Here is a 25,058-nt window from a genome sequence, read left to right as displayed (position 1 = left end):
GCGTTAGGCTCATATACTCATTCACGCGCTGCGTCGCATCTGCTACGCCGAAGAGAGTATGCGACACGCTGGTCATTCGGGGTGAGAAGGGACCGTTCGGCTTGAAAACAGTTGCATGGGAGTTGTGCATCGCCCTGGCGGCGGTAGCAGGGGTCGGCGCAGGGTATCTGCTTACGGAAAGCGGCACCACGGTTCCTTATCCGTCGGGCGTGCCCGAGAAGATCGCCGCGCTCGACCCGGGCCCCAAGACCGATCTGATCCGATATGGCCAGGAGCTTGTCGAAGACACGCCGCGTTTCATCGGCAAAGGCGCGCAAAACCCTGGAATGGCCTATGGCGGCAATAACCTGTCCTGTCAGAACTGCCATTTGAACGGCGGGCTCAAGCCCTTCGCCGCGCCTTTCGTATCGACCGCAGCGACATTCCCGATGCTTGTGGACAACAAGGTCATTACCCTGCCCGATCGCATCAATTCGTGCATGACGCTCGGGCTGAACGGCAAGCCGCTGCCGGAAGACAGCCGCGAGATGCAGGCTTTGATCGCGTATCTGGAATTTGTGGGCAAGGACACGCCGGAGGGCGTGCGCCTGCCGGGATCCGGCTTGATGCCGATCGCCGTCCCTCGCGATGTGCCGAGCGCCCGTCGCGGCGAGACCGTCTACGCGCAGCACTGTTTGAGTTGTCACGGCCAGGATGGGCAGGGCGCGCCGCGGCTGCCACCCGAGGTGGGCTATTACGTCCCGCCGCTTTGGGGCGAGGACAGCTTCAATGGCGGGGCAGGCATGGGCCAGATCGCCTACGCCGCCTCGTATATTCGCGCGAACATGCCCATCGGGGTGGACCATGAAAACCCGGTCCTGAGCGTCCAGGACGCCTGGGACGTGGCGGCCTACATGATCGTGCACCCGCGGCCGGTCGCGCCGGCGCGGCAGCCCGTCGCGCCGATGATCATCGAAGAACTCCCCATTCCAGCACCGCCGGAGGCCGAGGCGGAAGTGTCAGGGCAGGAACTCGTTCCCGATCTCACTGCCCCGCCCCCGCCGCCCCGTGCGCCCTAGCCTTCGCGTCTGTAGGCGTTGCGCGGCTCGGCTGTTCATGTCTGGTATTAGGAAAGCGGCGGGATGTCGCGGCTTGCGCACCAGGTCAGAGCCTTGCACGCGCGATTAGTTCCATTATTCTTGATATATGGATTTTAATCAGAGCCTCATCGCGCTCTCGGCGCTTGGCCAGGAGACGCGGCTGGAAGTCTTTCGGCTTCTGATCCGGGCCGGCGAGCGCGGCATGCAAGCCGGAGAAATCAGCGACGCCTTGGATGTCCGGCAGAACACGATGTCGGCCAATCTGAGTGTGCTCGTGCGCGCAGGCTTGATCCGCAATGTCCGCGAGGGCCGGACCATCCGGTATTACGCGAATATCGACGGCATACGGGGTCTGCTCGGGTTCCTGATGGAGGACTGCTGCGGCGGCAATGCCGAGCTGTGCAAGACCGTTCTGGACGAGATCGCCTGCGAGTGCGGAGGGAGAGTATCGTGACTGCCGTTATCCACCACAATCCGAACTGCGGAACGTCCCGCAACACCCTCAAGATGATCGAAGCGTCCGGTGAGGATGTTCGTGTCATCGAGTATCTCGAAACGGGATGGACGCGGCCGCAGCTGATTGCACTGTTTGCTGGTGCATCGCTCACGCCGCGCACGGCGTTGCGGGTCAGCAAATCGCCCGCCGAAGAGCTGGGACTGACGGACCCGTCCGTTTCCGACGACGCGATCCTCGATGCGATGCTCGAGCATCCGATCCTGGTCAATCGGCCGATCGTCGTGACGCCCAAGGGTATCCGCCTGTGCCGCCCAAGCGAGCTTGTTCTTGATCTCCTCGAGAATCCGCATTTCGGCGTCTTCACGAAGGAAGACGGCGAGCAGATCGACACGGGGAGGGCGTAAGCCTTGGCGGAACACCGAAATGGCGCTGACCTGCCAAACATCGACTTCGCGTGCATGCAGCCTGTCGATGCGGCCTACTATGCCGGTCCCGACGATCCGGGCCACAAGCCGCGCATTCTCATCCTCTACGGTTCGTTGCGGGCGCGTTCCTTCTCGAGGCTTTTGGCGCTGGAGGCGGAGCGCCTGTTGAAATGGCACGGGTGCGAAACCCGCATCTTCGACCCGCGTGGATTGCCCTTGCCGGACGCGGAGGAGATCGATCATCCCAAGGTTCAGGAGTTGCGGGAGCTTGCGGCGTGGTCCGAAGGAATGGTCTGGGTCTCGCCGGAGCGGCACGGCGCGATGACCGGCATCATGAAAGCGCAGATCGATTGGATTCCGCTGGCGCTCGGCGCCGTGCGTCCAACGCAAGGCAAGACGCTCGCCGTGATGCAAGTCTGCGGCGGTTCGCAGAGCTTCAATACGGTCAACCAGATGCGCGTGCTCGGGCGCTGGATGCGGATGGTGACGATCCCGAACCAGTCGTCCGTGGCGAAGGCTTTTCTCGAGTTCGATGACAATGATCGCATGAAGCCATCGGCCTATTACAACCGGGTCGTGGATGTGATCGAGGAACTCGTGAAGTTCACCTATATGGTGCGCAGCCGTGCGGCGCCTCTCGTCGATCGCTATTCGGAACGCGTCGAGAGCGCGGAAGAGCTGTCAAAACGGGTCAATCAGCGCAGTATTTAACGCGTTCTTTGCAGGGGCTTGCACATATGCCGGTGCGGTGGCTCATTGCCGCCTTGCGATTGCCGTACTATGCCACCACTTACTAGGGTCCAATCCCAAAGTTGAGCAAATGTCTTTGAAGCCAGATTCTCACCGTTTCTGCGTCGCGCCCATGATGGAATGGACCGATCGCCACTGCCGCACCTTTTTGCGGCTGATTTCGGCGCGCGCCTTTCTATACACGGAGATGGTGACCGCCGATGCGGTGCTCCATGGCGATCGCGTTCGCGTGTTGGGTTTCAATGCCGCCGAACATCCCGTCGGGCTGCAGCTCGGCGGCAGCGATCCGGCGCGTCTCGCAGAGGCCGCGCGGATCGGCGCCGAATGGGGCTACGACGAAATCAATCTCAATATCGGGTGTCCGTCCGACCGGGTGCAGTCCGGCCGGTTTGGCGCCTGTCTCATGGCGGAGCCGAAACTGGTCGCGGACTGCGTCAAAGCGATGGCGGATGCGGTCGAGGTTCCGGTGACGGTCAAATGCCGTATCGGTATCGACGATCAAGACACGGAAGAAAGCCTCGACCGGTTTGTCGATACGGTGGCGGATGCCGGCTGCATGATGTTCATCGTTCATGCCCGCAAGGCCTGGCTCGACGGACTGAGCCCGAAGGAGAACCGTGACGTTCCGCCTTTGGACTACGACCGGGTGCATCGCCTGAAAACCCGGCGCAGCGATCTTGCCATCGTCATCAATGGCGGCCTTGGCTCGTTGCCGCATGCGGCGCCGCATCTCGTTCACGTGGACGGTGTGATGCTGGGGCGCGCGGCCTACGCGGACCCGTATCTCCTGGCCGCCGTGGACCAGACGCTTTACGGCGAGGCGGAGGCGCCCCTGACGCGCCTCGAAGTGCTCGACCGCTTTATCGACTATGTCGGGGGTGAGCTCGACCGCGGTGTGCGGTTGAACGCGATGACACGGCATGTCCTCGGTCTGTTTCATGGGCAGCCGCGGGCGCGCGCCTTCCGGCGTCATATCGCCGAGAATGCGCATTTGCCTGGCGCGGGCATAGAGGTGCTTGAGCAGGCCCGCGATATCGTCAGCGGCGCCGCGCCGGAAACGCGGACGGCGGAGAACAGATCCGCCGCCTAGGCGTCCGTCAGCTGCTCGTCGCGCCGAGAACCGGCGCTCCTAGACATCCCCTGGTTTTGCGTTATGGACCTTGTCGTTCGTGCTCGGCGGCTCGTCATCGCGTTGTGTGCGCCAGAGCGAATAGAGAATGCCGCCGGCAATCAGCGCGACCGTCACGCTGAGCGATACCGATGAGGGGAACTTCTCCCAGCCTGCGAGGTCGGCGACGAAGATCTTCGAGCCGATGAACACCAAGATCATGGCCAGGGCGGGCTTCAAGTAGGCAAAGCGATCTATGACGGCTGCGAGCGCGAAATAGAGTGCGCGCAAGCCGAGGATCGCGAAGATATTGGACGTGTAGACCACGAACGTGTCCGTGGTAATCGCGAAGATGGCGGGAATGCTGTCGAGTGCGAAGATCACATCGACGATCTCGATGAGGATCATCGCGACGAAGAGAGGCGTGACCCATGTGAGAATCTTGCCGGTCTTGTCGTCCGGCTGGCGGATGAAGAAGCGCTGTCCATGCAGCTTGGGCGTGATGCGCAAGAACCGCCGCATGATTCTCAGTGCGAAGTTGTCTTCGATGTCCGGCTCATCGTCTCCTGGAAGCAGCATCTTGATGCCGGTGAAGATCAGCAGAAGCGCGAAGATGTATAGGACCCAGTGGAAGCTCGCGACGAGCCAGGCGCCTAGCGCAATGACGATGCCGCGCAGCAGGATCACGCCGAGAATGCCGTAGAACAGCACTCGGTGCTGATAGATCCGGGGAATTCCGAAGTACGTGAAAATCAGCGACATCACGAAGATGTTGTCCATGGACAACGTCTTCTCCACGAGGAATCCGGTGAGATATTCCTTGCCGCTGGTGGGACCTATGTTGATCCAGACCCATACGCCAAAGGCGAGGCCGATCGTGATGTAGAAAGCGCTGAGAAGCAGGCTTTCGCGGACGCCGATTTCCCGGGCCTTGCGGTGAAACAATCCAAGGTCGACCGCAAGCAGAATGACCACGATGGTCATGAAGATTGCCCACATCCAAGCGGGCTTGCCCATGACCAGGGTGTCGATGAACTCCATTAAAAAAAACTCCGGAAAATCGTGGCGATTGCGCCGCTAGGCGACTGACTCCGCCCGTGTCTTAACACGGTTGGGGCCGAATTCATCTCTTACGATGTTCCGGATCAATACGGCGAGATTGTCGAAATTATGTTGTGGGTTCTTTGATTTGCGCCAGAGCATACCGATGGTACGGCTCAGCCCGCGACTGCCGATGTCGAAGGTCTTGAAACGGGGGTCCTTGCTGACGACGCTGCGGACATAGAGTCCCGGCATGAGGCTCACGCCGAGGCCGGTGGCCATCATTTCGCGCAGCGTATCCAGGCTCGTGCCCTCGTAGTCGTAGCGGAGATTGGCGCCGCACTCCGCCGCCAGGTTCACCACCAGTTCGCGGAGCTGGTGTCCCGGCCCAAGGGCCAGGAGGTCGGCCCCTTCCAGGTCGGTCGGCTTGATGCTGGACCGGCTCGCCAGCTCGTGGTCGATCGGGACGGTGAGATACAGCGGCTCCTCAAAAAGGACAGCCTCCCTCAGGCCGCTTTGGTTGACAGGGAGGGGGGCGATGATCACGTCGTGAATGCCCTCGGCCAATTCCCGGGGAAGGGCGTGAGGCAGCTCCTCGCGGGCGTAGAGCTTGAGCTTGGGGTAGGTCGCGTGAAGGGTGGGGTCGACGCGCGGGAGAAGATAGGGACCGATCGTGGGCGGCAGCCCTAGGCGTACGACGCCGGCGAAGCCTGAGCCCACATTCCCCGTGATGTCGACAATGCGCTGGGCGTCCTGAAGCATGCGGCGCGCAATCTCGACGACTTCGAAACCGAGGGGGGTGACGACCACATTCGAGCGCGACCTTTCGACGAGCTCGACGCCCAGTCGCTGCTCTAGAGTGCGCAGCTGCTCACTAAGTGTCGGTTGTGTGACATTGACGCGCTCGGCGGCCCGTCCAAAGTGGCGGTTGTCGGCCACGGCGACCAAATATTCCAATTGTCTCAGTGTGGGCATGGCGGCTTCCCCTTCCATACGGTCATGTAGGGTACCGCGGTTCCTATGCAATAATCATAGGAAATTCCTATCGATTTAGTCGCAAATTCCTATCAAGGACACCCGCCGACCATTGGGAAGAACCTATGTCGGTCGCGACGGCGCACCATTGCGAACTCCGATGAGCCTGCAGCTTGCTTCCAATTGGCCGCGGCGACGGTGTCTTCCCATGTAATTTCCAGCCGATTGGAACGGCAATTAGTGAACGTCAATCCGTTAAGGAGACGCGACACGATGCGGAGGTCGATGGTCTGACCGGGAACCTGTTTCTGGTGGGAGAAGCGTACATCGTGCGAAAGAACATCCCTGCGTCGAACGGCATGATCCACGCCCTGGATGGCGTTCTCGTTCCCGGGGAATCATGACCAAGTCTAGGGAGATGAGAGGGCGGCCGCTCGCGGAAGCGGACGGCCGTCTTCTCTGCCTAGCTGTCTTAGCTGGTGCGGCGGGACGGCTGCGTCTTCTCGACGAGGTACTGAATGAAGCCCGGCAGGTCGAAGAAGCGCGCCGTGCGGTTCTTGTATTCGAGATAGGTCGCGCCGTAGCGATCCTCGAGCCATTGCTCCTCGGTCAGCGCCATCAGCACATACACGCAGCTTGCCGAGAACGCGAGTGGAACGGTGAGCCACGAGTCGGCCATGATGACCGTCCCGATCAGGCCGAGGATCGATGAAGCATATTGCGGGTTGCGGCTGAAACGGTAGAGCCCATGGCTGATCAATCCGTCCTCGCCACAATACGTGTTGCCGAGGCCGAGATTGAAATAGCCGAAAACCGTGATGCCGAAGCCAACAAGGAACAGCGGAAGGCCAATGATGAGGCGACTGAGATCGACCAGGCCAGCGCTATTCCAATCCAGAATACCCATGACGAAGGTCAGCACCATGCCGGCGCGGAACAACGTCCAGAAGGTTACACTCTGCCAAGTCCCCGGACCCGGCGTCGGCCAAATCCGGAAGGGCGGAAAGAAGAGCGTCCGCAGCATCAAGAAATTCAGCGTGATGCCGACGATGAGGCCCACAACGAAGACGGCGTGTGTGTAACTGAAATCGATCATGACAAGCGCGGACCAGACCAGACTCGGATTGCAGATTTGCGACAGTCAGCTAACGGTTTTGTTGCGTTGTCGTGCGGTCGTTTTCTAGATCTTCTGGTTATATTCGCCTACTTCCGGGTGATTGGCGAGTTCCTTGTCGATCTCGGCGAAGATGGCCCGCATGTTGGCCTCCGATGTGGGGCTTTCGACCACGACCACGAGCTCCGGCTTGTTCGATGAGGCGCGCACAAGTCCCCAGGTGCCGTCTTCCAGGACGATGCGGATTCCGTTCACTGTAATCAGCTCACGGATTTTCTGGCCCGCCAGCGTTTCGCCGTGCTTCGCCACATCCTCGAAGTGCTTCACGATCTGGTCGACCACGCCGTATTTGGTTTCGTCGGCGCAGTGTGGCGACATGGTGGGAGACTGCCACGTGCGGGGCAGGGCGTCCTTCAATTCGGCAAGGCTCTTGCCGGGGTTGCGCTCGAGCATGTCGAGCACCGCGATGGCTGAAACCAGACCGTCGTCGTAGCCGCGTCCGATCGGCTTGTTGAAGAAGAAGTGCCCCGATTTTTCGAAGCCGACCAGGGCTCCGTTCTCATGGCTATAGCGCTTGATATAGGAATGCCCGGTTTTCCAATAGGCCGTGTGCGCCCCGTTCTCGATGAGCACCGGGTCCGTCTTGAACAGCCCGGTTGACTTCACGTCGACGACGAAATGAGCGTTCTTGTGCAGCGCTGAAATATCCCGCGCGAGCATTACCCCAACCTTGTCGGCGAAGATCGCCTCGCCCGTATTGTCGACCACGCCGCAGCGGTCGCCGTCGCCGTCGAAGATGAGCGCCAGATCGGCCTTGTGCTCCAGGACCGAGTCGCGCGTGGCGTTCAGCATCGCGAGGTCTTCGGGATTGGGATTGTGCGCCGGGAAGCTGTGATCGAGCTCGCAATTGAGCGGGATCACTTCGCAGCCGAGCTCGGAGAGTACCTGAGGCGCAAAGGCCGCGGCCGTGCCGTTACCGCACGAGACGACCACCTTCATTTTGCGCGTGTATTTGGGGTGCTTCAGCAGATCGGCCATGTAGCGTTCCGGCAGATCTGGAACATAGATGTAACGCCCGCCACCCTCGTAGGAGCCGAAGTCGGCATTCATCACGATTTCTTTGAGCCGGGTCATGTCGTCCGGAGAGAAAGTCAGAGGGCGGTCGATGCCCATCTTGATGCCTGTCCAGCCGTTGTCGTTGTGGCTGGCGGTGACCATGGCAACTCCCTCAACGTCGAGCTCGAACTGGGCGAAATAGGCCATCGGCGACAGAGCGAGCCCGATATCGTGGACTTCCGCGCCGCCCGCCAGAAGCCCTGTCGTCAGCGCCGCCTTGATGGCCGAGGAGTAGGACCTGAAGTCGTGGCCGACAACGATGCGCATGGGCACGCCGCGTTTGCGCATCAGCGTCGTGAGACCGAGTCCAACCGCTTCCATGCCGAGGAGATTGATCTCATCCGGAAAGAGCCAGCGTGCGTCGTATTCCCGAAATCCCGTGGCCTTGACGAGGGGGAGTCGTTCGAACGCGGCGGTATTAGGGACGAGATCCTGGCGTGGCTTCGGGAACATTCTGTCTCCTCGCAAATGGTGGGTAGGGGCCGCGGTTCGAGGACCGGGCCGGTCGGAAACGCAATAGCAGAGTTTCCCCTGCATCCACCAGTCCCGACGGGCTGGTGCGCGGTGGGGGGCAACGCTATGGGAGCAGGGTTATTGATTCAGAACCAGCTCGTCGCCGCTCAGGTTGAAGCTCTCCAGCCGCCCGAGAAAGCTCATGCCGAGCAGGTTGACGTCGAGCGCGCCTTTCTCCGCGACGGCGGCAGGGACGTTGCGGAGCGTGATGCTCCCGACGCGGACCCGCGACAGGGTAACCGGCGCCACCCTGGCGACGCCGTTGGCCGTCGAAACGCGCGCGCTGAAGTCGAGGTTCGCTGGCGAGAGACCGGCCCGCCGCGCATCCTCATAGGTCAGGGCGACGATCGAGGCGCCCGTATCGGCCATGAACGTCACGGTGCGTCCGTCCACCTTGCCCGGGAAAACAAAGTGCCCGCGCCGGTCCGCTTTCAGCCGGACTACGCCCGAAAAGCCTCGATCGGCCGTCTCGCCGGGGTCGGATCGCGAGGCGAACATACTGGGCATCTCGTCGTCGGACGTGACGACCAGGGTCTTGATGTCATCGAAGAAGTAGATGCCAAGAAAGAGCGCCGCGCCGGCTAGAAGCCATTGCGCCGCCTCTTGTAGCAGGTTTTTGTTGGCCGACCGCACAATGCGCCTCGCCGTCTCGGATCTCTTGTCCGGGGCGCTCGCTTATGGGCTGCTTCAGATGGCCTTGTCAGCCGCGCAAGGTCAGATAGTCCCCGGAGAATTCATAGGAGCGCAGGCGGCTTAAGAAACTCATACCGAGCAGGCTCTGCGAAAGCGCCCCCGGCTGGGCGATGAGCGCCTCGACTCTGGTGCGGTCCAGCGGGCCGACCGAGACATCGTCGAGCCAGACCCGCGCGGCCATGGTGCGGCCATTGGCGGTCAACACGGGCACCCGGAAGGTCATCTCCTCGACGTCGATGCCTGCGGCGCGCGCATCTTCGGGCGTCAGGACGATCGAAGAGGCGCCGGTATCCACGATCATGGAAACAGGCTCGCCATTGATCTCCACATTCGCGGTGAAATGCCCGTTCAACCGCTTTCTGAGTTTGACCTCGGTCAGACCGCCCGTACTGGTCTCGACGGTCATCGCGGTTCCGGGCAGAAGTTCGCCCACAACGCGCGCAGCGATCGGCGTTAAGTCATCCTTGTATGCATAGAGCGTCACGAGACCGAGGCCGAGGGCAAGCCAGGTGACCGCGTCGCGGGCCACCGTGGCCGCACCGCCGCCATAGCGGCCGAGCAGCCCGCCGCCCAAATAGATCAGCAGCGCTAATAGGAAGACGCCGTAGCCGAACGTCGTCTCATCGACCCCTGCGATCATCCCCGAGTCGTTGCCCACGAGCAGCATGCCGCCCAGCGCGAGCACGAACAGGGCGACCCAGGTGGTCACGACGCAGCCTCGCCGGCCGCGGTTTCCTCTTCAAGATTCCGCAGTCGCTCGGGCAGCGCCGCCATGATGGCGCGCCGCTCGTCGGGGCTCATGTCGACCCAGCCGGCAATCTCGTCGCCGCTGCGGCCGCACCCGATACAAAGGCCCGATTCCGGCTCGAGCATGCAGATATTGACGCAAGGCGTTTCCAAGCGACCCTCGCTGTTTTGAAGCACGAGCTTTCTATGTAGTCGCTGGGGTGTGGGAGGGCAATCGGCGCAGGTCGCCGCACCTCGGAGCGCTAGCTCGCCCGTTTCTCCCAAAGGGCCTGGGTCTTGGACGTCTGTTCCGGCTCCTCTTCGCCCGGCTCGGCGAGCCTCGGCAATGCTTCCATGACGCGGCTAGGGGGCAGCGACACGGTGACTTCGGTCCCATAACGCAGCTTGCTCTTGATCTCGAAAGTGCCGCCGTGGAGTTCGATCAGCCCCTTCGTGATGGGAAGACCGAGACCGGTTCCGCCTTCCGCGGTCTGATGCGCCAGGGAGCCTTGCCCGAAACTGCGCAGGACGCGGGGTATCTCGTCGTCGGGGATGCCGGGGCCTGTGTCCTTGACCGTGAGAGCCACGCCGCCGGCGCTGGTCCGCGCCACTTTCAGCGTGACCGCCCCCTTCGAGGGCGTGAATTTGATCGCATTGGAGAGGAGGTTGAGGCAGATCTGCCGCATTGCGCGTTCGTCCGCCCAGACGTTCGGCAAATCTTCTTCGAAGGTCTGCTTAATCGTCAGTCCCTTGTTGTCGGCGCGGACGCGCATCAAGCGGTGGCATTCTTCGGCAATGTCGGTGAGCGAGATGGGCGCTTCGTGGAGTTCGTAGCGCCCCGCTTCGATCCGGCTGATGTCGAGGATCTCGTCGATCAGAGTCAGAAGATGCTGGCCGCTCTCGTGGATGTCGTTCGCATACTCTTTGTACGTTGGATTGGTATGCGGGCCGAAAGCCTCGTCGCGCATGATCTCGGAGAAGCCGAGAATGGCATTAAGGGGCGTTCTCAGTTCATGGCTCATGGTGGCAAGGAAGCGCGACTTGGCGAGGTTGGCTTCTTCCGCCCGCAAGCGTGCCTCGTCGGAGATCGACTTCGATTGCTCGAGCTCGCCGATCAACGCATCTTTTTCGGCGCGGAACTCGAGCATGGAGACCACGGTGGCGTTGAAGCCGTTCATCAGCCAGATGAAGTAGAGATGGACCGCGACGGCCATCATGGCCATGGCCCAGTAGAACGGATCGTTGAGCAGCGCGAAGCGGATGACGATCGCTGCCGTCATAGGCAAGGTGCCCGCGTAGACGATGGGCATCACGGTCGAGGCGAACAGCATGCGCATCGAAATCACGACCAGCACCGCCGCGAAGATGAAGGTGTAGCCGGCAACGTCTTCCGTCAGTGGATTGACGAAGACGACCGACGCCCAAGTGACTCCATACAAGAACTCCGCGGCGGTGATCTTTGCGCGCCACGAAGCGACGTTCACTCCCTCGCGCGGTTCCTTGGAGAATTGCCGGCAGATCCCTACGAGGATGCCTTTGGTGACGAAGATGCAGCACAGCCATAGCAGCAACTGGCGCGGAGAAGACCAGAACATCGCGCCCACGGCGACGACGACGGCGAGCAGGGGCGTGGTGATGGCGGCCGACAGTTCGTTCCTGACGAACATCATGAGGAGTTCGTAGTCGAACTCGGGCTTGCCGGCGGATTTGTAGGAGAGCTTTTCGCGGGCCTCTTGGACGCTGCGGAATGCGCGCCGCTTCTGGCCGCTCAACGAGCTAGGACCGGCCACGGGGGCCTCGGCTGACGCACCACTCAACATTTCTTCAGGAACCCGCACCCCGACCGCAAACAAGAACACACACGGGGTCCCCGCGGATGCGCGGCTGCATCCAGCCCGTCCCCCGACATTAGGCTTAACAAGAAGTATCTATCGAAAATCCTAATGAGGCGTTTACCCGCGCACCGGGCTGGCACCAGTCTTGAAGTGGAGAATCGAGAGACCACATGAAACCGATACCCCGCGCTGGGGGAGGGGGGAAAAATGGGAACACGATGCAACTGACCGTGGTCGGGTGCGGCGATGCGTTTGGCGCCGGAAACCGGCTGCAAACCTGTTATTTCGTCCGCTCGGAAACAGCGACCTTTCTGATCGACTGTGGCGCGACGACTCTTATCGGCTTGAACAGGCTGGGTTTGTCGCCGAACGATATCGACACAGTTTATGTGTCACATCTGCACGGCGATCACATCGGCGGACTCCCGTGGCTCCTGATCCATGCCAAGTATATCGGCTTGCGGACCCGTCCCCTGGTGATCGTCGGCCCCAAGACGACTGAAGAGCGTTTCATCGCCCTGACCGAGGCTGTGTATCCCGGCACGCTGGCCAGCGGCGTCAACTTCGATCTCGTTTTCGTCGAGCATCGAGAGCAAGTCCCTCTCGAAATGAACGGCGTCTCCGTTACGCCGTTCGAGGTGCATCACCCCTCCGGCGCACCGCCTTACGCGATGCGGTTCGAAATCGATGGCAAGGTCGTCTCCTTCACTGGCGACACGGGCTGGGTCGACGTCTTGCCCGAGGTCTCCCGGGGCGCCGACCTCTTCATTTCGGAGTGCTTCCAGTACGACCTCGAAATGGCGATGCATCTCGACTACAAGACCATCGATGCCAACTACGAACGCCTGTCGGCCAAGCGAGTGTTGTTGACCCATATGGGCCAAGAGATGCTGGATGCACGCGCCGAGGTGGACCGGTCGCGCTACGAGCTTGCCGAAGACGGCATGGTGATCGATCTTTGATGACTGCAGCGCTCGGCGACTGAGTTCGCTTGGCCGTGCGTGTGTCGGCCCACAACGCCTCTTGGTGCCCGATGTCGGACTTCAACGCGATACTGAGTGATATCCGGCGCTGCCGTATCTGTGTGGAGGCGCCGCGGGGCAAGCCACTGCCGCATGAACCGCGCCCCGTCCTGCGGGCCAGCACGACGGCGCGCCTGGCCATTTGCGGTCAAGCGCCCGGGACACGCGTGCACCAGTCCGGCAAGCCGTTTACCGACCCCTCCGGCGACCGGTTGCGGTCCTGGCTGAACATGGCGCCCGAGACATTCTATGACGAGACGCGTGTCGCGATCGTCCCCATGGGCTTCTGCTTTCCGGGACTCGATGCCAAGGGCGGGGACCTGCCGCCGCGGCGGGAGTGCGCGGCTCGCTGGCATCGCGATCTCTTTGCGGCGCTGCCGAATGTCGAGCTGATCCTGGCGGTCGGGTCTTACGCACAAGCGTTTCATTTGGGGTCGGCGCGGGGAAAGACCTTGCAGGAAACGATGGTGAATTGGCGGGCCCATCTCAAGGCGCCTCGAAGCCCGCGCGTTTTCCCGCTGCCGCATCCGTCCTGGCGGAACAATGCCTGGCTGAAGAAAAACCCGTGGTTCGAGGAGGAGCTGCTTCCGGTTCTGCGCCGCGCGGTCCGCAAGGTCGTGTGAGCCAGCTTGCGGATTGTGGAATATTAATCTACGCTATAGGCCCAATCGGGTGGAAATTAGAACTGAGTTTCTAATTGGCTCGATTATCCCGCTTATTTTCTCGGACGGATTCGATGCTGGACCGGATGGACCGCAAGATCCTGGAAATCTTGCAGGAGGATTGCACCTTGCCGGTCGCCGAGATTGGCAAGCGGATCGGGCTGTCCACGACCCCGTGCTGGCGGCGCATCCAAAAGCTGGAAGAGCAAGGTGTGATCGAGCGGCGTGTGGCGCTGCTGGACCCAAAGAAGGTCAATGCGGGCGTGACGGTGTTCGTATCCATCACGACGAGCAACCACACCAAGGAATGGCTCGAGCGTTTCCATGCGGCGCTTGCGGATTTTCCGGAGGTTGTCGAGTTCTACCGCATGAGCGGTCAGATCGACTATCTCTTGCGCGTCGTGGTTCCTGACATCGAACGCTACGACGCGTTCTACAAGCGGCTGATCGCCAAGATCGAACTTTCCGATGTGAGCTCGGCCTTCGCCATGGAGCAGATCAAGTTCACGACGTCCTTGCCGCTCGGCTATGCCGCGGAAGAAAAGCGCACCTAAGCGGCTCTAGGACGACTTCGACTCGTCGCGGTTGAGCCGTGCGATCAGGCTGGATGTGTCCCAGCGCCGCCCGCCCATCTCCTGGACATCGGCATAGAACTGATCGACGAGCGCGGTGACAGGTAGGCTCGCGCCGTTGCGGCGGGCTTCGTCGAAACAGATGCCGAAATCCTTGCGGACCCAATCGACGGCAAACCCGAATTCGAACTCGCCTGCGATCATGGTCTTCCAGCGATTTTCCATCTGCCAGGACTGCGCGGCGCCCTTGGAGATGGTGGCAATGACCTTCTCCATGTCGAGCCCAGCGCGCATGCCGAAGTTCAGCGCTTCGGCGAGGCCTTGGATGAGCCCGGCAATGCAGATCTGATTGACCATCTTGGTGAGCTGCCCGGCGCCAGACGGGCCGATGAGCGTGACGGCGTGGGCGAAGGAAGCGATCGCGGTTTGCGCCTTGGCGAAGTCGCTCTCGTCGCCGCCCACCATCACGGTGAGTTTGCCGTTCTCGGCGCCGGCCTGTCCGCCGGAGACGGGCGCATCGAGCGCGCCGGCGCCGCGGCTCTTCGCAGCCTCATAGAGTGCACGTGCGATCTCCGCGGACGCGGTGGTGTGATCCACGTGGACCGCGCCGGGTTTCAGGCATTGATAGAAGCCGTCGGGGCCCAGCGTCACCGCGCGCAGATCGTCGTCATTGCCGACACAGGTGAAGACGATATCGGCACCCTCCGCCGCTTCCGCCGGTGTGGTCCCGAACGATCCGCCGTGCTCGGCGACCCATTTCTCAGTCTTTTCGCGCGTGCGGTTGAACACGGTCACATCGTGTCCGCTGGACTTGAGATGGCCGGCCATCGGGTATCCCATCACGCCAAGACCGATCCACGCGACTTTGCTCATGAAGCCCCCGTCTTTTTTGCCTTCGTCAGTATCGCGGACACCATAAAGGAAATGGCCGGGACGAACCCGGCCATTCTCTTATTCTTCAAACTTCGCGGCCGACGGCCCCGCGCGTCGGATCCGTCAGTCGATCGGCGTCTCCGGAAACGCGAGCTGTTCGCGCGCCCGCCACTCGTCAGTGACGTAATTGATGATCAGCGACTTGCGGACGCCCTTGATCGGGCGCCTTTCGAAGCCGTGATAGGTGTTGTCGCCGGGCACGAAGACGAAAGCGAGGTTCGGCTCGAAGGGCGAGCGCGTCACATGGCTCTTGTCCGCGTCGTACACATCGGTCCCGAGATTTTCGTGTCCTTCCTCGTCGGAGAGGTAGAGCAGCATGGTGAACGACTTCACGCCGAGATCGGTGTGCGGCTCGAGCCAGAAACCGTCCGTGTCCTGAGCGAATTCGATACGCAGGTACGTGCCGCTGAGGTCGGTGCCGAAGGTTTTCTCGATCATGTCGGTGACGCGCTTGTCCTGGAACGCCGTAGACACGGCGTTCACGGAAGCGAATTTGTCCCGGTTCTCAACGTCGAAATACTTACGCGTGGCGTTGTGGAGCTCGCGCTTGCCGGACACGCCGTCCAGTGACGGGGCCGGGAAGGGAAGGCCGAGGATGTCCTCGATCGTATCGTCGGGGAAACACTTCTTCAGCACCCAGTGCGGATACGGAGTATCGCCATGATCCCCGTTCGCCACGCTTTCGGTGAAGGTGCGAATGATGTCGTCTGCCGAACTCTTCGCGGCGACATCCGCCTGCTGCAAGGCTGCGCTTTCCCTCATGGTGTCGGTCAACTCCTAAAGATTGGGACATAAAATGCTGGTTTTTCCAGCGCCCAGGCGATCCCATCCAGCTGCTCAGTTAGCACCCTAAAGCCCATGCGTGCAAATGAGCTAATTTCCTTCGTGACCCTCGGGTCGGCGTTGGTCGATGCTCGCAAGGCCCCTGAATGCCGCTCCGGAAACTCCGGCGAATGCGGCCTGCCGGCGTTGATGCGGCTCAAATCCCGTAGAAAACCAGCGGCGGAAGCGCGCGGTCGTCCGGGCTAGTTTATTGAGATACCGGTGATATCCCCAAAGTCCGCGAAATCGTCGTCGGTTGCGACCTGCTCGTTCCGCAGGCACCGGGCCAGCAGTTCCAAGAGCGAGGCATGAAGTTCGCACTCACCTTCGAGCTGCGGAGGGTTTTCGGCAAGAAAAGCCAGTATTTCTGCGTAATTCGGCATTGGAATCCCCTGTGCCCCCAATTTTCTGAAATTGGAGGACGCCTGTGTCAAAACTGAGGCTGGGGCCGGGGCGCGGGGGCTCGCGGGAGGTCATCCCGCGAGGCTGTAGCGGCCGAGGAGCCGGACTGGCGTCCCTTGAGTCTGCCCGGAAATATGGCCGTTCGCCTCCTCCGGGGTGCTTCCGATCAGAGAAAGACCATCCACGCAAATGCCGCCGGCGCACAGATCCGCAATGAGGGGCCGCAGGGCGACGGAGACGAGCTCAAGCTGCCGCTGATCGAGCGGTCCGGTCAGCCTGAGGGCGAAACGATACTCACTCATCACGTTCGGCTGGCCGAAGCTCTTGAGGAGCAGGCGCTGATAGCGGCTCAGATGCGGATACTCGTTTTCGGCCGTGTCGGTCCTCTCGGCATACGAGTCGAACGCGTTGAAGCACTGCAGCGCGAGCCAATCGAGTTCGGGGCGCTGTTCTGCCGGCTGAAGCACGAGCGACCGGCATAGGCGCGTAAGCTTCAGAGGGCCGGTCTCGATCGGCTTGCGGTTCGCGGCAAACTGCGCGAGGTGCGTGCGGACTTCATCCAGGCGGGCGTCTGCCCGCAGGGGCGTGGGGGCGACGAACGATGCGTGCAGTCCGAAGTAGCGGCCCGGTGTCGGTGTGATGCCGCCCGGCCCGCCGCCGCGGAGACCGGACGCTGAGAATGTCTGCAGCGTTGTGCCGTCGTTCGCACGGCCAAACCACGACCGGCCGAACTGCGCGAGCGCACTGCCGGGGCGCGGCGTGTAGCAAATCGAAAAATGTGTCGGCGCGGCCGGGACCGGTCCGAAGTTCGTTTCCCCGTGTTCCGCGTGTCGTGCCGAATGTAGCATTGCCGTCTCCCTCAAGCCGGTTTCCCCCTCATTGAGTTGCAAGTCCTTGTCTACCGTTGCGCTGTGACCTTGACGCGACCGGTTTCGGGCGATAGGGCGGCGAAGCCATGAAGACTTGGTGAATCTCGTCTCCATTTTCGGACAGTGTCAGCGACTTGAAGGAACCCGACGCGTGATCGACCTCTACACATGGATGACTCCGAACGGACAGAAGGCCTCGATCATGCTCGAGGAGACGGGGCTGCCCTACCGGGTGCACCGCATCGACATCGAGAACGATGCGCAGTTCGATCCCGCGTTCCTCAAAATCTCCCCCAACAACAAGATCCCTGCGATTGTCGATCACGATACGGGGCTGAGCCTGATGGAGTCGGGCGCCATCCTTCTTTATCTCGCAGACAAGACGGGCATGCTGTTGCCTCAGGACTTCGAGGCGAAATGGCGAACCATTGAATGGCTGATGTGGCAGATGGGCGGGGCGGGCCCCTTTCTCGGGCAGGTCCATCACTTCGTCTCCTACCATCCCGGCAAGAGCGCCTACGCCGAGGAGCGCTACACGAAAGAGGCGCGCCGTCTCTGGAAGGTCCTCGATACCCGCCTCGGCGAGGTCGAGTATGTGGCCGGCGACTATTCTATCGCGGACATCGCGATCTGGCCGTGGATCGCGCGTTACCCCATTCAGCCTGTGGATGTCGACGACCATCCCAACATCAAGCACTGGTACCATGCCATCGCGGCGCGTCCGGCCGTGCAGCGCGGATGGGATGTTGTCGGCGCGGGGCGCAAGTTGCCGCTGCCGTAACGGAGCGCGCGCGGGAGGCGAGGGGCTATGCGTACGGTCTTTCTAGTCGGTCTCGCGTTGGTCGCGGCGGCCGGCCTCGCGTTCTATCTTTTGACGATGCCTGTGACGTTCTCGGCGGACGACCTGCCCGATCATGCGCCGGACATCGCAAACGGCAGGACGATGTTCATCGCCGGCGGCTGCGCCGAATGCCACGCCGTTCCGGTCAAGCGTTGCGCCAATCTGGATATCGAGGACGAGACGCGTCTTGCCGGCGGCCGCTGCCTCAAGACGGATGTGGGGACCTTTTACGTGCCCAACATCTCCCCCGATCCGGAGACCGGTATCGGGGGCTGGTCGACGCTCGATTTCGTCAACGCGATGAAGCGCGGCGTCGCACCCGGCGGCGTGCATCTGTATCCGGCGTTTCCCTACACCTCGTATCAACGCATGCGTTTCGAGGATCTCATCGATCTCAAGGCCTATCTCGATACGCTGCCGCCGGTGCGCAGCACAGTCCCGGCGAACGAGTTGCGCTTTCCCTATAACATCCGCCGGGGTGTGGGCCTGTTCCAGCGCCTGTACGTAGACGGGAAAACATTCGCACCGGATCCGCACGCGAGCGATGCCGTGAATCGCGGGGGTTATCTGGTCATGGGCCCGGGGCACTGTACCGAGTGCCACAGTCCGAGGAATGCGCTTGGCGGCATTGTCGCGCGTGAGGCTTTCGCGGGGGCCGAGAGCCCGGAAGGCGGCGGCGATGCACCGAACATCACGCCGAGCCCGGACGGCATCGGCGACTGGAGCCAGGAAGACATCGCCTATTTCCTGGAGACGGGATCGACGCCGGATTTCGACGTCGTCGGCGAGTCCATGGTGCCCGTTCAGGAAAATATGGCGCGGCTGCCTGCGAGCGATCGGGAGGCCATCGCCGCTTTCCTCAAAACCCTGCCGCCGAGGCCGGATTCGGCGGCGTCTCCTTGAACACGCCTTGAAGACTTCGGTCCCGCGCTCTAGCGTGGAGCACGCGCGATGGTCTTGAGGATTGCAATGGCGGGGAGTTTTCAAAGCCGCTTGCGGCTGATTTTGGGGTTTGCCTTCGCCGCAGCGGGCGGGGCCTCGCTGCCTGGGGGCGCGCAGGCGACGCCAAACATGCGCCAGGCGGCGATCGTCTTAGCGGCTACGACCGTCGCGGAGGTGGCCGACGAAACCCAGTCCCCCAAGGTTCCGGCCGCTGAAGGCGCGCCGGGCGAGGCCACGGCTCCTTCATCGGCAACGGACGAGGACATCGCCGCACCGTCCGAGGCCGAGACCGCGGAGACCGCGCCCGCCAAGCGCCGCCGCCTTGATCTCGACTGCTTGCCGAAGGACTTGCTCGAAAAACTGCGCGCCGCGCACGGACCCAGCGTAACGGCGAAGGAGTGCGCGCCCGGCTGCTTGCCGGCCCCTTCGGGGCTCGATCAGACGCAGTTGGACGACCTCTATGGCCGCTACGGCGTGGTGTGGTGCCGGTCCTGCACGCAGATCGAAGGCCATCTTTCGCTCAAGGATGTCCGGAGCATCGAGAACGCGGGCAATCTCGAGCTTTGCAGTACGCCGCCGCGCCAGATGCCACGGCCCGGCAGCACGAACGGGAATGTCGTGAAGTCGTTCAGCCGCATCCGCGAGCTGTATCGGGCGTCACCGACGGTCCCTGAGGACGAAAACGCGATCGCGGTGATCATCGGCAACACGGCCTACGAGAATTTGCCAGAGGCCCGGACGGCCCGGAACGATGCGGGCGCCATGTACTTTTTCCTGACCGAGCATATGGGCGTTCGGCAGGACCAGGTGATCGATCTGCGCAACGCCTCGCGGGCGGACCTGGAGCGGGTCTTCGGTCCCGTGCCGGAGTCCGACGGGGAGTTGAAACGCCTGGTCCAAGCGCGGCCCGACGCCAAGGTCTTCGTCTATTTCTCAGGTCACGGCGCGGTCAACGCGGCTCAGGACGAGACGTATCTGCTGCCGGTTGACGCGGAGCCCTATCGGGAGGAGCGGCGCGGCTATCCGCTGTCGACCCTGTACGCCAACCTTGCAGGGATGGGCGCGGATCAGGTCGTGGTCATGCTCGAGAGCTCCTTCGGCCGCGATCACGGCAACTATATCCTGCCGCCCAACATTCCCGAGACGAAGCGGAGCGCGCTGCCTGAGAAGGCAAAAGCGCCGCTGACGGTTCTCGTGGCCGCCGACCGGGGCCAGCGCTCACTGATGGATCCCGAATACGATGTGGGGCTTTTCACGCGCTATCTGATCGAAGGCCTGGCTGGCGACGCGGACCTTGCACCGGTCGGCAACGGGGACGGGAACGTGGATAGCGCCGAGCTCTATGCCTACACGGCGGCGATGGTTCGCCTCGGCGCGCGCAAGACTTTTGGCTTGCTTCAGAGCCCCCGATTGTCGGGTGCCGGTACCGCCGTGTTGAAGGCGCCGAAGGCCTCGTCCAAGGACGCGCAGCAGGGCTAGGCTCGAGCAACGCAAGACGCTGCTGAATCAGCTTTACAAGACACGCCGAACCCCATACGGAGGGCTGCTTCGCGCGGCGGCCGACAAAGCCGATTCCGCGCGTGTCGGTGAGGATCGCCGGGTCCGGCCGGTAGTCTCGTGCCGGCGTCGCATGGGATGAGAGTTTTCGGATGAACGTTTTTCCCAACGCGGCGGAGTATCTCCGCCATCATCGGCCGGAGCGGCCTATCCTGGCCCTGCGGCCCCACGCCGTGGCGCGTGCGGCGCAATGGTTCGTGGCGAACTTCCCGGGCCGCGTTCTCTACGCGACCAAGGCCAACGATATGCGGCCCGTTCTCGACATGCTGGCAGGGGCCGGCGTTCGCAGCTTCGACGTCGCCTCTCTGGCCGAGATCGAGCGGGTCAGGGCCATCGACGGGGCCGAACTCTTTTTCATGAATCCGATCAAGTCGCGCGGCGCCATTGCGCGGGCCTATCGCGACTTTGGCGTGCGGTGCTTCGCCTTCGACTCCCATGACGAGCTGGGCAAGGTTCTGGCTGAGACGGACGACGCCGACGATTTGACGCTGTTCCTGCGGATCGCGTGCCCCAACACGCACAGCCTTATTCCCCTTGAAGGGAAGTATGGCGCAAGCGTCGAAGAGGCGCCGGCACTGCTCTTGCGGGCCCGGCAGCACGCGACGCGCCTCGGGATCACATTCCATGTGGGATCGCAGGCGGTGGTCCCGGCAGCTTTCGGCGAGGCGTTGACCCAGGTTGGGCAGCTGATCGTGTCATCTGGCGTGCTGGTGGATGCGATCGACATCGGTGGCGGGTTCCCGGCACGCTACCCGCATTCGGATCCGCCAGGGCTCGACCTCTACATGGAAGAAATCGTCCGGGCGGCCGATGCGCTGGCGGTCAAACACAATTGCGAACTTCTATGCGAGCCGGGCCGGGCGCTGGTTGCGGAGTCGGAGTCAGTGATCGTGCGCGTCGATGCGCGGCGCGGCAATGCTCTCTACGTCAATGACGGCGCCTTCGGTTCGCTGTTCGATGCGGCGTTTTCCGGTTTTCGCTTCCCGGCACGCTGCGTGACGCCCGGCCGCGAGGACCTGGGCGGCGGCGAGACCGCGTATGTACTCTATGGCCCCACGTGCGACAGCGCCGACTATCTGCCAGGTCCGTTTATCTTGCCCGACGCGATCGGGGAGGGCGACTATCTGGAAATCGGCCAGGTCGGCGCTTACGGCCGCGTCCTGGGGAACCGGTTCAACGGTTTCGGCGACTTCGAAGAAATCACGCTGACCGACGAGCCCATGCTGTCGATGTTCGCCGATACGGAGCTTCAAGCGCTGGACGATCCGCGCTCTGTCAGCCTCTAGTTTTTGCAGGTGGTGTACGGAAACGTGGCGCCTATGAAAAGAGGGCCGCGCTCTTTGTGTAAGCGGGCCCTCTAGGTGCCTTGAGTAGTCTCTTGGCCGTCAATGCTCACGGGAACGCCGCGCATCGCGAATGGCGGCATCGTGGTACGAGCCGCTCCCGTAGTCGACGTAGGCTACGCCCATTGACGTCAGGAGATCATCGGCCGCGTGCGAGCCGTATTGGCCGCCACTCAGTCCCGAGCGGCCGCCTTTCGGAAACGGAATGACTTTCGCCGTCTCCTCATGTGCGTTTGCCGTCATGTAGTCCTCCATTGTCATGTGTGCGTTACAGCAGAATCGCGGCAACGCACCTGGAGTCACCTATATAGAAACGCAGCAGCCGCTTGCACAAAAAAATCGCTGAATGGCGTACATTTGAGCAGCGATACTTCTGCTGCATTGCTTGGCAAGATCGGACTGCCTTCGGATTGACCAACCGCGCCCAGATTGATCGCATAAACGGCGCGCCGTCGTCTTTTTTCCTAAGCCGCTAAAATTGTTACCGAAAAATGTACATACCGGCCACGGGGTATGAGGGGTTGGCTTTGCATCTGCGTCCGGCCCGCCCGATTTCTTCGCACTGGCACAAAAACTGCTTTCAGGAGGTATTGGCCGCCAGCCTCTCGCGGCCTTGGTGGGATTCATCCGTACAGTCGTTTAAACCCAGAAGGACTCACAATGACCAAGTTTAAGCTCGAGTACATTTGGCTCGACGGTTACACGCCCGTGCCGAACCTGCGTGGCAAGACCCTCATCAAAGAGTACGATAGCTTTCCGACGCTCGAAGATCTTCCTGACTGGGGCTTCGATGGAAGCTCGACGCAGCAGGCCGACGGCAGCAACTCCGACTGCGTTCTGAAGCCGATCCGTGTTTTCGTTGACCCGGCCCGCAAGAACGGCGCCCTGGTTCTCTGCGAAGTGATGAACCCAGACGGCACGCCGCACGCATCGAACAAGCGCGCGACGATCCTGGACGACGACGGCACGTGGTTCGGTTTCGAGCAGGAATATTTCTTCTACAAGGACGGCCGCCCGCTGGGCTTCCCGGAGCACGGCTATCCGGAGCCGCAAGGCAAGTACTACACCGGCGTTGGCTTCAAGCAGGTTGGTTCGATCGCGCGCCAGATCGTCGAAGAGCATCTCGACCTGTGTCTCGAGTGCGGGATCAACCACGAAGGCATCAACGCCGAAGTGGCCAAGGGCCAGTGGGAGTTCCAGATCTTCGGCAAGGGCTCCAAGAAGGCGGCCGACGAAATGTGGATGGCCCGTTATCTCCTGGAGCGCCTGACCGAGAAATACGGCGTCGACATCGAGTATCACTGCAAGCCGCTCGGCGACACCGACTGGAACGGCTCCGGCATGCACGCCAACTTCTCGACTGAGTACCTGCGCACCGTCGGCGGGCAGGACTACTTCGAGGCGCTGATGAAGGCGTTCGAAGAGAACCTCGAGGATCACATCGCGGTTTACGGCCCGGACAACCATATGCGTCTGACCGGCAAGCACGAGACGGCGCCGTGGAACAAGTTCTCCTATGGCGTTGCCGACCGTGGCGCCTCGGTACGCGTGCCGCACAGCTTCATCAAGAACGGCTACAAGGGCTACCTGGAAGACCGTCGCCCGAACTCGCAAGGCGACCCCTACCAGATCGCCTCTCAGATCTTGAAGACGGTCGCTTCCGTTCCGACGGCCGCGAGCGCAGCCGCGTAAGGACGTTCGTCCCGCAAACAACGCGGGCAGTGTGCATCAGAAACTGCAAAGGGGAGCCCTTCGAGGCTCCCCTTTTTCGTGGCCGATCTGCCATTTCCTTTCGGTCTCGTAACAAGACAGTTTTCGTTCGCCGGGCTAAGCTCCTCCCCGATTCACGACTGAACTGGGAGGGAACGCTGAAATGGCCGATCGATTGCAGACCGACTGGGCGCCGCGCATTTTGAGTATCGTGCGCATCGTCGCCGCGCTGATCTTCATGGAGCACGGAACATCCAAGCTGCTCGGATTTCCGAGTGGCGGTTTCTCGCCCGAGGCTTTTAGCTTGCCTTGGGTCGCCGGCATTCTCGAGATTGTCGGCGGCGCGCTGCTCGTGGTGGGGCTGTTCACGCGGCCGACAGCTTTCGTGCTGTCCGGCTTGATGGCGTTTGCCTATTGGCTGGCCCATGCGCCGAAGAGCGTCTATCCGCTGTTGAACGGCGGCGATGCTGCCATCCTGTTCTGCTTCATCTTCCTGTACATCGCCTTCGCGGGCGGCGGACCTTGGAGTGTCGATGAGATGTTGAGGAAGAAATCCTGACGGTCTGACCGTAGCGTAAACCAATTATTAAGCAGATATCTAAACTCGCCGTTCATCGCCGCCGAATCACACTCGGCGGCGATGAGCGTATGTCGGCATATCACGATGGCCGTCCTGGCTGTCACGGTGACTGGTCTGCTCGGAACCAACGCGGCCAAAAGGGTCTCGCCCGGATCCGGTGCGGAGCAGTTCGACAACGCGTTCTGGATCACGACGAAATTGCCGGATGATCTCTTGGCCGGACGGCTCAACGTGACGACCATCGTCAAGTCCCCGGCACGCATTCTCCTCCCGTCCAAAACGCATCCCCGGAAAAAGGCGCGGGCCGCGCAAGTGCCCCGCTAGGGGTTGCGCAGATTGATCGTTTCCGCCTTTGCTCCGTGCTCACCCTACCAACCCTGCGTTGGCTTTGGCGCGCTCGTGATCAAAGGGAACGGGCCCCGGCAGTGAGCCGGGACCCGCTTTGACAAGTAGCGATGAAACGAATCTAGTTCGGCATCACCACGGTATCGATCACGTGGATCACGCCGTTCGAGGCGTCGATATCAGCCTTCACGACTTTCGCTTCGTCGACCTTCACACCATCCGTCGCGTCGACATTGAGCGTGTCACCCTGCACCGTCTTCACCTCGGAGGACTTACCCGAGATGTCGCCGGACATGATCTTTCCGGGAACGACGTGATAGGTGAGGATCGCAACAAGCTTGTCCTTGTTCTCAGGCTTCAGCAGGTCCTCCACCGTGCCGTCAGGGAGCTTGGCGAAGGCCTCGTCCGTCGGGGCGAACACTGTGAATGGGCCATCGCCCTTCAGCGTATCGACCAGACCCGCGGCCTCGACCGCTGCGACGAGGGTCTTGAACTGACCGGCGCCTGCGGCCGTATCAACGATGTCCTTGGACATCGCATTCGCGGCTGAGACGGTGAAGAGCATCAGAACCAAGGTTGAGAAAACGCGCAGTACTTTCATGTGTACCTCCATATGGGGGGAACGG

General features: G+C 61.8%; 30 protein-coding genes. 16 read left to right on the top strand and 14 right to left on the bottom strand.

The features are described from left to right. Positions 1–101 precede the first annotated feature (101 nt). The 5 genes from GL4_RS12290 (at position 102) to dusA (ending at position 3,801) form a co-directional block, all read left to right on the top strand. Positions 102–1,058 carry a c-type cytochrome gene (locus GL4_RS12290; protein WP_156137578.1) on the top strand — a complete coding sequence of 319 codons (957 nt, stop codon included), beginning with the start codon at positions 102–104 and terminating at the stop codon, positions 1,056–1,058. 127 nt (positions 1,059–1,185) lie between these two features. Further along, positions 1,186–1,533 (top strand): ArsR/SmtB family transcription factor, encoded by a 348-nt coding sequence (locus tag GL4_RS12285; RefSeq protein ID WP_045367979.1) that lies wholly within the window; start codon positions 1,186–1,188, stop codon positions 1,531–1,533. Next, positions 1,530–1,940, top strand: a complete 411-nt coding sequence (gene arsC, locus GL4_RS12280; RefSeq protein WP_045367977.1) for an arsenate reductase (glutaredoxin) — start codon at positions 1,530–1,532, stop codon at positions 1,938–1,940. Before GL4_RS12285 ends, arsC begins: the two co-directional genes overlap by 4 nt. Positions 1,941–1,994: 54 nt before the next feature. Beyond that, positions 1,995–2,672, top strand: coding sequence for an arsenical resistance protein ArsH (gene arsH / locus GL4_RS12275; RefSeq protein ID WP_045367976.1), 678 nt, complete (start codon positions 1,995–1,997; stop codon positions 2,670–2,672). 109 nt (positions 2,673–2,781) lie between these two features. After that, complete coding sequence (gene dusA, locus GL4_RS12270; RefSeq protein ID WP_045367974.1) at positions 2,782–3,801, top strand: tRNA dihydrouridine(20/20a) synthase DusA; 1,020 nt, start codon at positions 2,782–2,784, stop codon at positions 3,799–3,801. Between the two features lie 39 nt (positions 3,802–3,840). Here the strand turns inward: dusA and GL4_RS12265 are convergent, their stop codons facing one another. Together GL4_RS12265 and GL4_RS12260 are read right to left on the bottom strand one after the other, a co-directional pair. Then, positions 3,841–4,860, bottom strand: a complete 1,020-nt coding sequence (locus tag GL4_RS12265; RefSeq protein ID WP_045367973.1) for a TerC family protein — start codon at positions 4,858–4,860, stop codon at positions 3,841–3,843. Between the two features lie 36 nt (positions 4,861–4,896). Next, positions 4,897–5,835: a LysR substrate-binding domain-containing protein gene (locus GL4_RS12260; RefSeq protein WP_045370065.1), complete on the bottom strand. Its 939-nt coding sequence runs from the start codon at positions 5,833–5,835 to the stop codon at positions 4,897–4,899. Between the two features lie 311 nt (positions 5,836–6,146). Here GL4_RS12260 and GL4_RS18240 point away from each other — a divergent pair, with 311 nt between their 5' ends. After that, entirely contained in the window at positions 6,147–6,239 is a 93-nt protein-coding gene (locus GL4_RS18240; RefSeq protein ID WP_425283198.1) for a fasciclin domain-containing protein, read from the top strand. A gap of 68 nt (positions 6,240–6,307) precedes the next feature. Here the strand turns inward: GL4_RS18240 and GL4_RS16845 are convergent, their stop codons facing one another. From GL4_RS16845 to GL4_RS12230, 6 genes are all read right to left on the bottom strand, one after another. Continuing rightward, positions 6,308–6,931: a methyltransferase family protein gene (locus tag GL4_RS16845; RefSeq protein ID WP_052464457.1), complete on the bottom strand. Its 624-nt coding sequence runs from the start codon at positions 6,929–6,931 to the stop codon at positions 6,308–6,310. 84 nt (positions 6,932–7,015) lie between these two features. After that, positions 7,016–8,518, bottom strand: a complete 1,503-nt coding sequence (locus GL4_RS12250; protein WP_045367970.1) for a phosphomannomutase/phosphoglucomutase — start codon at positions 8,516–8,518, stop codon at positions 7,016–7,018. Positions 8,519–8,656: 138 nt separating this feature from the next. After that, positions 8,657–9,211 carry a retropepsin-like aspartic protease family protein gene (locus GL4_RS12245; protein ID WP_052464456.1) on the bottom strand — a complete coding sequence of 185 codons (555 nt, stop codon included), beginning with the start codon at positions 9,209–9,211 and terminating at the stop codon, positions 8,657–8,659. Positions 9,212–9,278: 67 nt separating this feature from the next. Next, on the bottom strand, positions 9,279–9,980 hold the full coding sequence (locus GL4_RS12240; RefSeq protein WP_052464454.1) for a retropepsin-like aspartic protease family protein: 702 nt from the start codon (positions 9,978–9,980) through the stop codon (positions 9,279–9,281). Beyond that, positions 9,977–10,171, bottom strand: coding sequence for a DUF1289 domain-containing protein (locus tag GL4_RS12235; protein ID WP_045370059.1), 195 nt, complete (start codon positions 10,169–10,171; stop codon positions 9,977–9,979). Before GL4_RS12235 ends, GL4_RS12240 begins: the two co-directional genes overlap by 4 nt. A gap of 89 nt (positions 10,172–10,260) precedes the next feature. After that, on the bottom strand, positions 10,261–11,787 hold the full coding sequence (locus GL4_RS12230; RefSeq protein ID WP_244462613.1) for a sensor histidine kinase: 1,527 nt from the start codon (positions 11,785–11,787) through the stop codon (positions 10,261–10,263). 263 nt (positions 11,788–12,050) lie between these two features. Between GL4_RS12230 and GL4_RS12225 the strand changes: the two genes are divergently transcribed. The 3 genes from GL4_RS12225 to GL4_RS12215 all read left to right on the top strand — a co-directional run bounded on the left by GL4_RS12225 (position 12,051) and on the right by GL4_RS12215 (position 14,070). Next, entirely contained in the window at positions 12,051–12,794 is a 744-nt protein-coding gene (locus GL4_RS12225) for an MBL fold metallo-hydrolase (RefSeq protein ID WP_045367965.1), read from the top strand. A gap of 71 nt (positions 12,795–12,865) precedes the next feature. After that, positions 12,866–13,477: a uracil-DNA glycosylase family protein gene (locus GL4_RS12220; RefSeq protein WP_045367964.1), complete on the top strand. Its 612-nt coding sequence runs from the start codon at positions 12,866–12,868 to the stop codon at positions 13,475–13,477. A gap of 116 nt (positions 13,478–13,593) precedes the next feature. After that, positions 13,594–14,070, top strand: coding sequence for an Lrp/AsnC family transcriptional regulator (locus GL4_RS12215; RefSeq protein WP_483127761.1), 477 nt, complete (start codon positions 13,594–13,596; stop codon positions 14,068–14,070). Positions 14,071–14,076: 6 nt separating this feature from the next. On the opposite strand, the gene GL4_RS12210 is transcribed toward GL4_RS12215, so the two are convergent. From GL4_RS12210 to GL4_RS12195, 4 genes are all read right to left on the bottom strand, one after another. Then, on the bottom strand, positions 14,077–14,961 hold the full coding sequence (locus GL4_RS12210) for an NAD(P)-dependent oxidoreductase (RefSeq protein ID WP_045367959.1): 885 nt from the start codon (positions 14,959–14,961) through the stop codon (positions 14,077–14,079). 123 nt (positions 14,962–15,084) lie between these two features. Then, on the bottom strand, positions 15,085–15,783 hold the full coding sequence (locus GL4_RS12205) for a 2OG-Fe(II) oxygenase family protein (protein ID WP_052464815.1): 699 nt from the start codon (positions 15,781–15,783) through the stop codon (positions 15,085–15,087). A gap of 263 nt (positions 15,784–16,046) precedes the next feature. Next, positions 16,047–16,226, bottom strand: coding sequence for a hypothetical protein (locus GL4_RS12200; protein ID WP_045367957.1), 180 nt, complete (start codon positions 16,224–16,226; stop codon positions 16,047–16,049). Between the two features lie 90 nt (positions 16,227–16,316). Further along, positions 16,317–17,093, bottom strand: coding sequence for a DUF1045 domain-containing protein (locus GL4_RS12195; RefSeq protein WP_045367954.1), 777 nt, complete (start codon positions 17,091–17,093; stop codon positions 16,317–16,319). A 172-nt stretch (positions 17,094–17,265) separates the two neighbouring features. Here GL4_RS12195 and GL4_RS12190 point away from each other — a divergent pair, with 172 nt between their 5' ends. The 4 genes from GL4_RS12190 (at position 17,266) to GL4_RS12175 (ending at position 21,740) form a co-directional block, all read left to right on the top strand. Beyond that, entirely contained in the window at positions 17,266–17,895 is a 630-nt protein-coding gene (locus GL4_RS12190; protein ID WP_045367952.1) for a glutathione S-transferase N-terminal domain-containing protein, read from the top strand. A gap of 27 nt (positions 17,896–17,922) precedes the next feature. After that, the gene (locus GL4_RS12185; protein ID WP_045367949.1) at positions 17,923–18,858 is read left to right on the top strand and encodes a c-type cytochrome; all 936 of its coding nucleotides are present in this window, start codon (positions 17,923–17,925) and stop codon (positions 18,856–18,858) included. A 66-nt stretch (positions 18,859–18,924) separates the two neighbouring features. Next, positions 18,925–20,376, top strand: a complete 1,452-nt coding sequence (locus GL4_RS12180; protein ID WP_045367947.1) for a caspase family protein — start codon at positions 18,925–18,927, stop codon at positions 20,374–20,376. Between the two features lie 170 nt (positions 20,377–20,546). After that, complete coding sequence (locus GL4_RS12175; RefSeq protein WP_045367946.1) at positions 20,547–21,740, top strand: type III PLP-dependent enzyme domain-containing protein; 1,194 nt, start codon at positions 20,547–20,549, stop codon at positions 21,738–21,740. 99 nt (positions 21,741–21,839) lie between these two features. On the opposite strand, the gene GL4_RS12170 is transcribed toward GL4_RS12175, so the two are convergent. Beyond that, on the bottom strand, positions 21,840–22,040 hold the full coding sequence (locus GL4_RS12170) for a DUF2735 domain-containing protein (protein ID WP_172653350.1): 201 nt from the start codon (positions 22,038–22,040) through the stop codon (positions 21,840–21,842). A gap of 417 nt (positions 22,041–22,457) precedes the next feature. Here GL4_RS12170 and GL4_RS12165 point away from each other — a divergent pair, with 417 nt between their 5' ends. The 3 genes from GL4_RS12165 (at position 22,458) to GL4_RS12155 (ending at position 24,411) form a co-directional block, all read left to right on the top strand. Next, a complete protein-coding gene (locus GL4_RS12165; protein ID WP_045367942.1) occupies positions 22,458–23,489 on the top strand; it encodes a glutamine synthetase beta-grasp domain-containing protein in 1,032 nt (343 codons plus the stop codon). 181 nt (positions 23,490–23,670) lie between these two features. Beyond that, complete coding sequence (locus tag GL4_RS12160; protein WP_045367940.1) at positions 23,671–24,066, top strand: DoxX family protein; 396 nt, start codon at positions 23,671–23,673, stop codon at positions 24,064–24,066. A gap of 105 nt (positions 24,067–24,171) precedes the next feature. Continuing rightward, on the top strand, positions 24,172–24,411 hold the full coding sequence (locus tag GL4_RS12155; RefSeq protein WP_045367937.1) for a hypothetical protein: 240 nt from the start codon (positions 24,172–24,174) through the stop codon (positions 24,409–24,411). Between the two features lie 142 nt (positions 24,412–24,553). On the opposite strand, the gene GL4_RS12150 is transcribed toward GL4_RS12155, so the two are convergent. Further along, on the bottom strand, positions 24,554–24,997 hold the full coding sequence (locus GL4_RS12150; RefSeq protein WP_045370055.1) for a fasciclin domain-containing protein: 444 nt from the start codon (positions 24,995–24,997) through the stop codon (positions 24,554–24,556). Positions 24,998–25,058: the final 61 nt, after the last annotated feature.

The organism is Methyloceanibacter caenitepidi (assembly GCF_000828475.1).
In the GTDB taxonomy this organism is placed as follows: Bacteria; Pseudomonadota; Alphaproteobacteria; order Rhizobiales; family Methyloligellaceae; genus Methyloceanibacter; species Methyloceanibacter caenitepidi.
The sequence above is the reverse complement of the archived record's forward strand: the minus strand, read 5'-3'. Positions and strand labels throughout refer to the sequence as shown.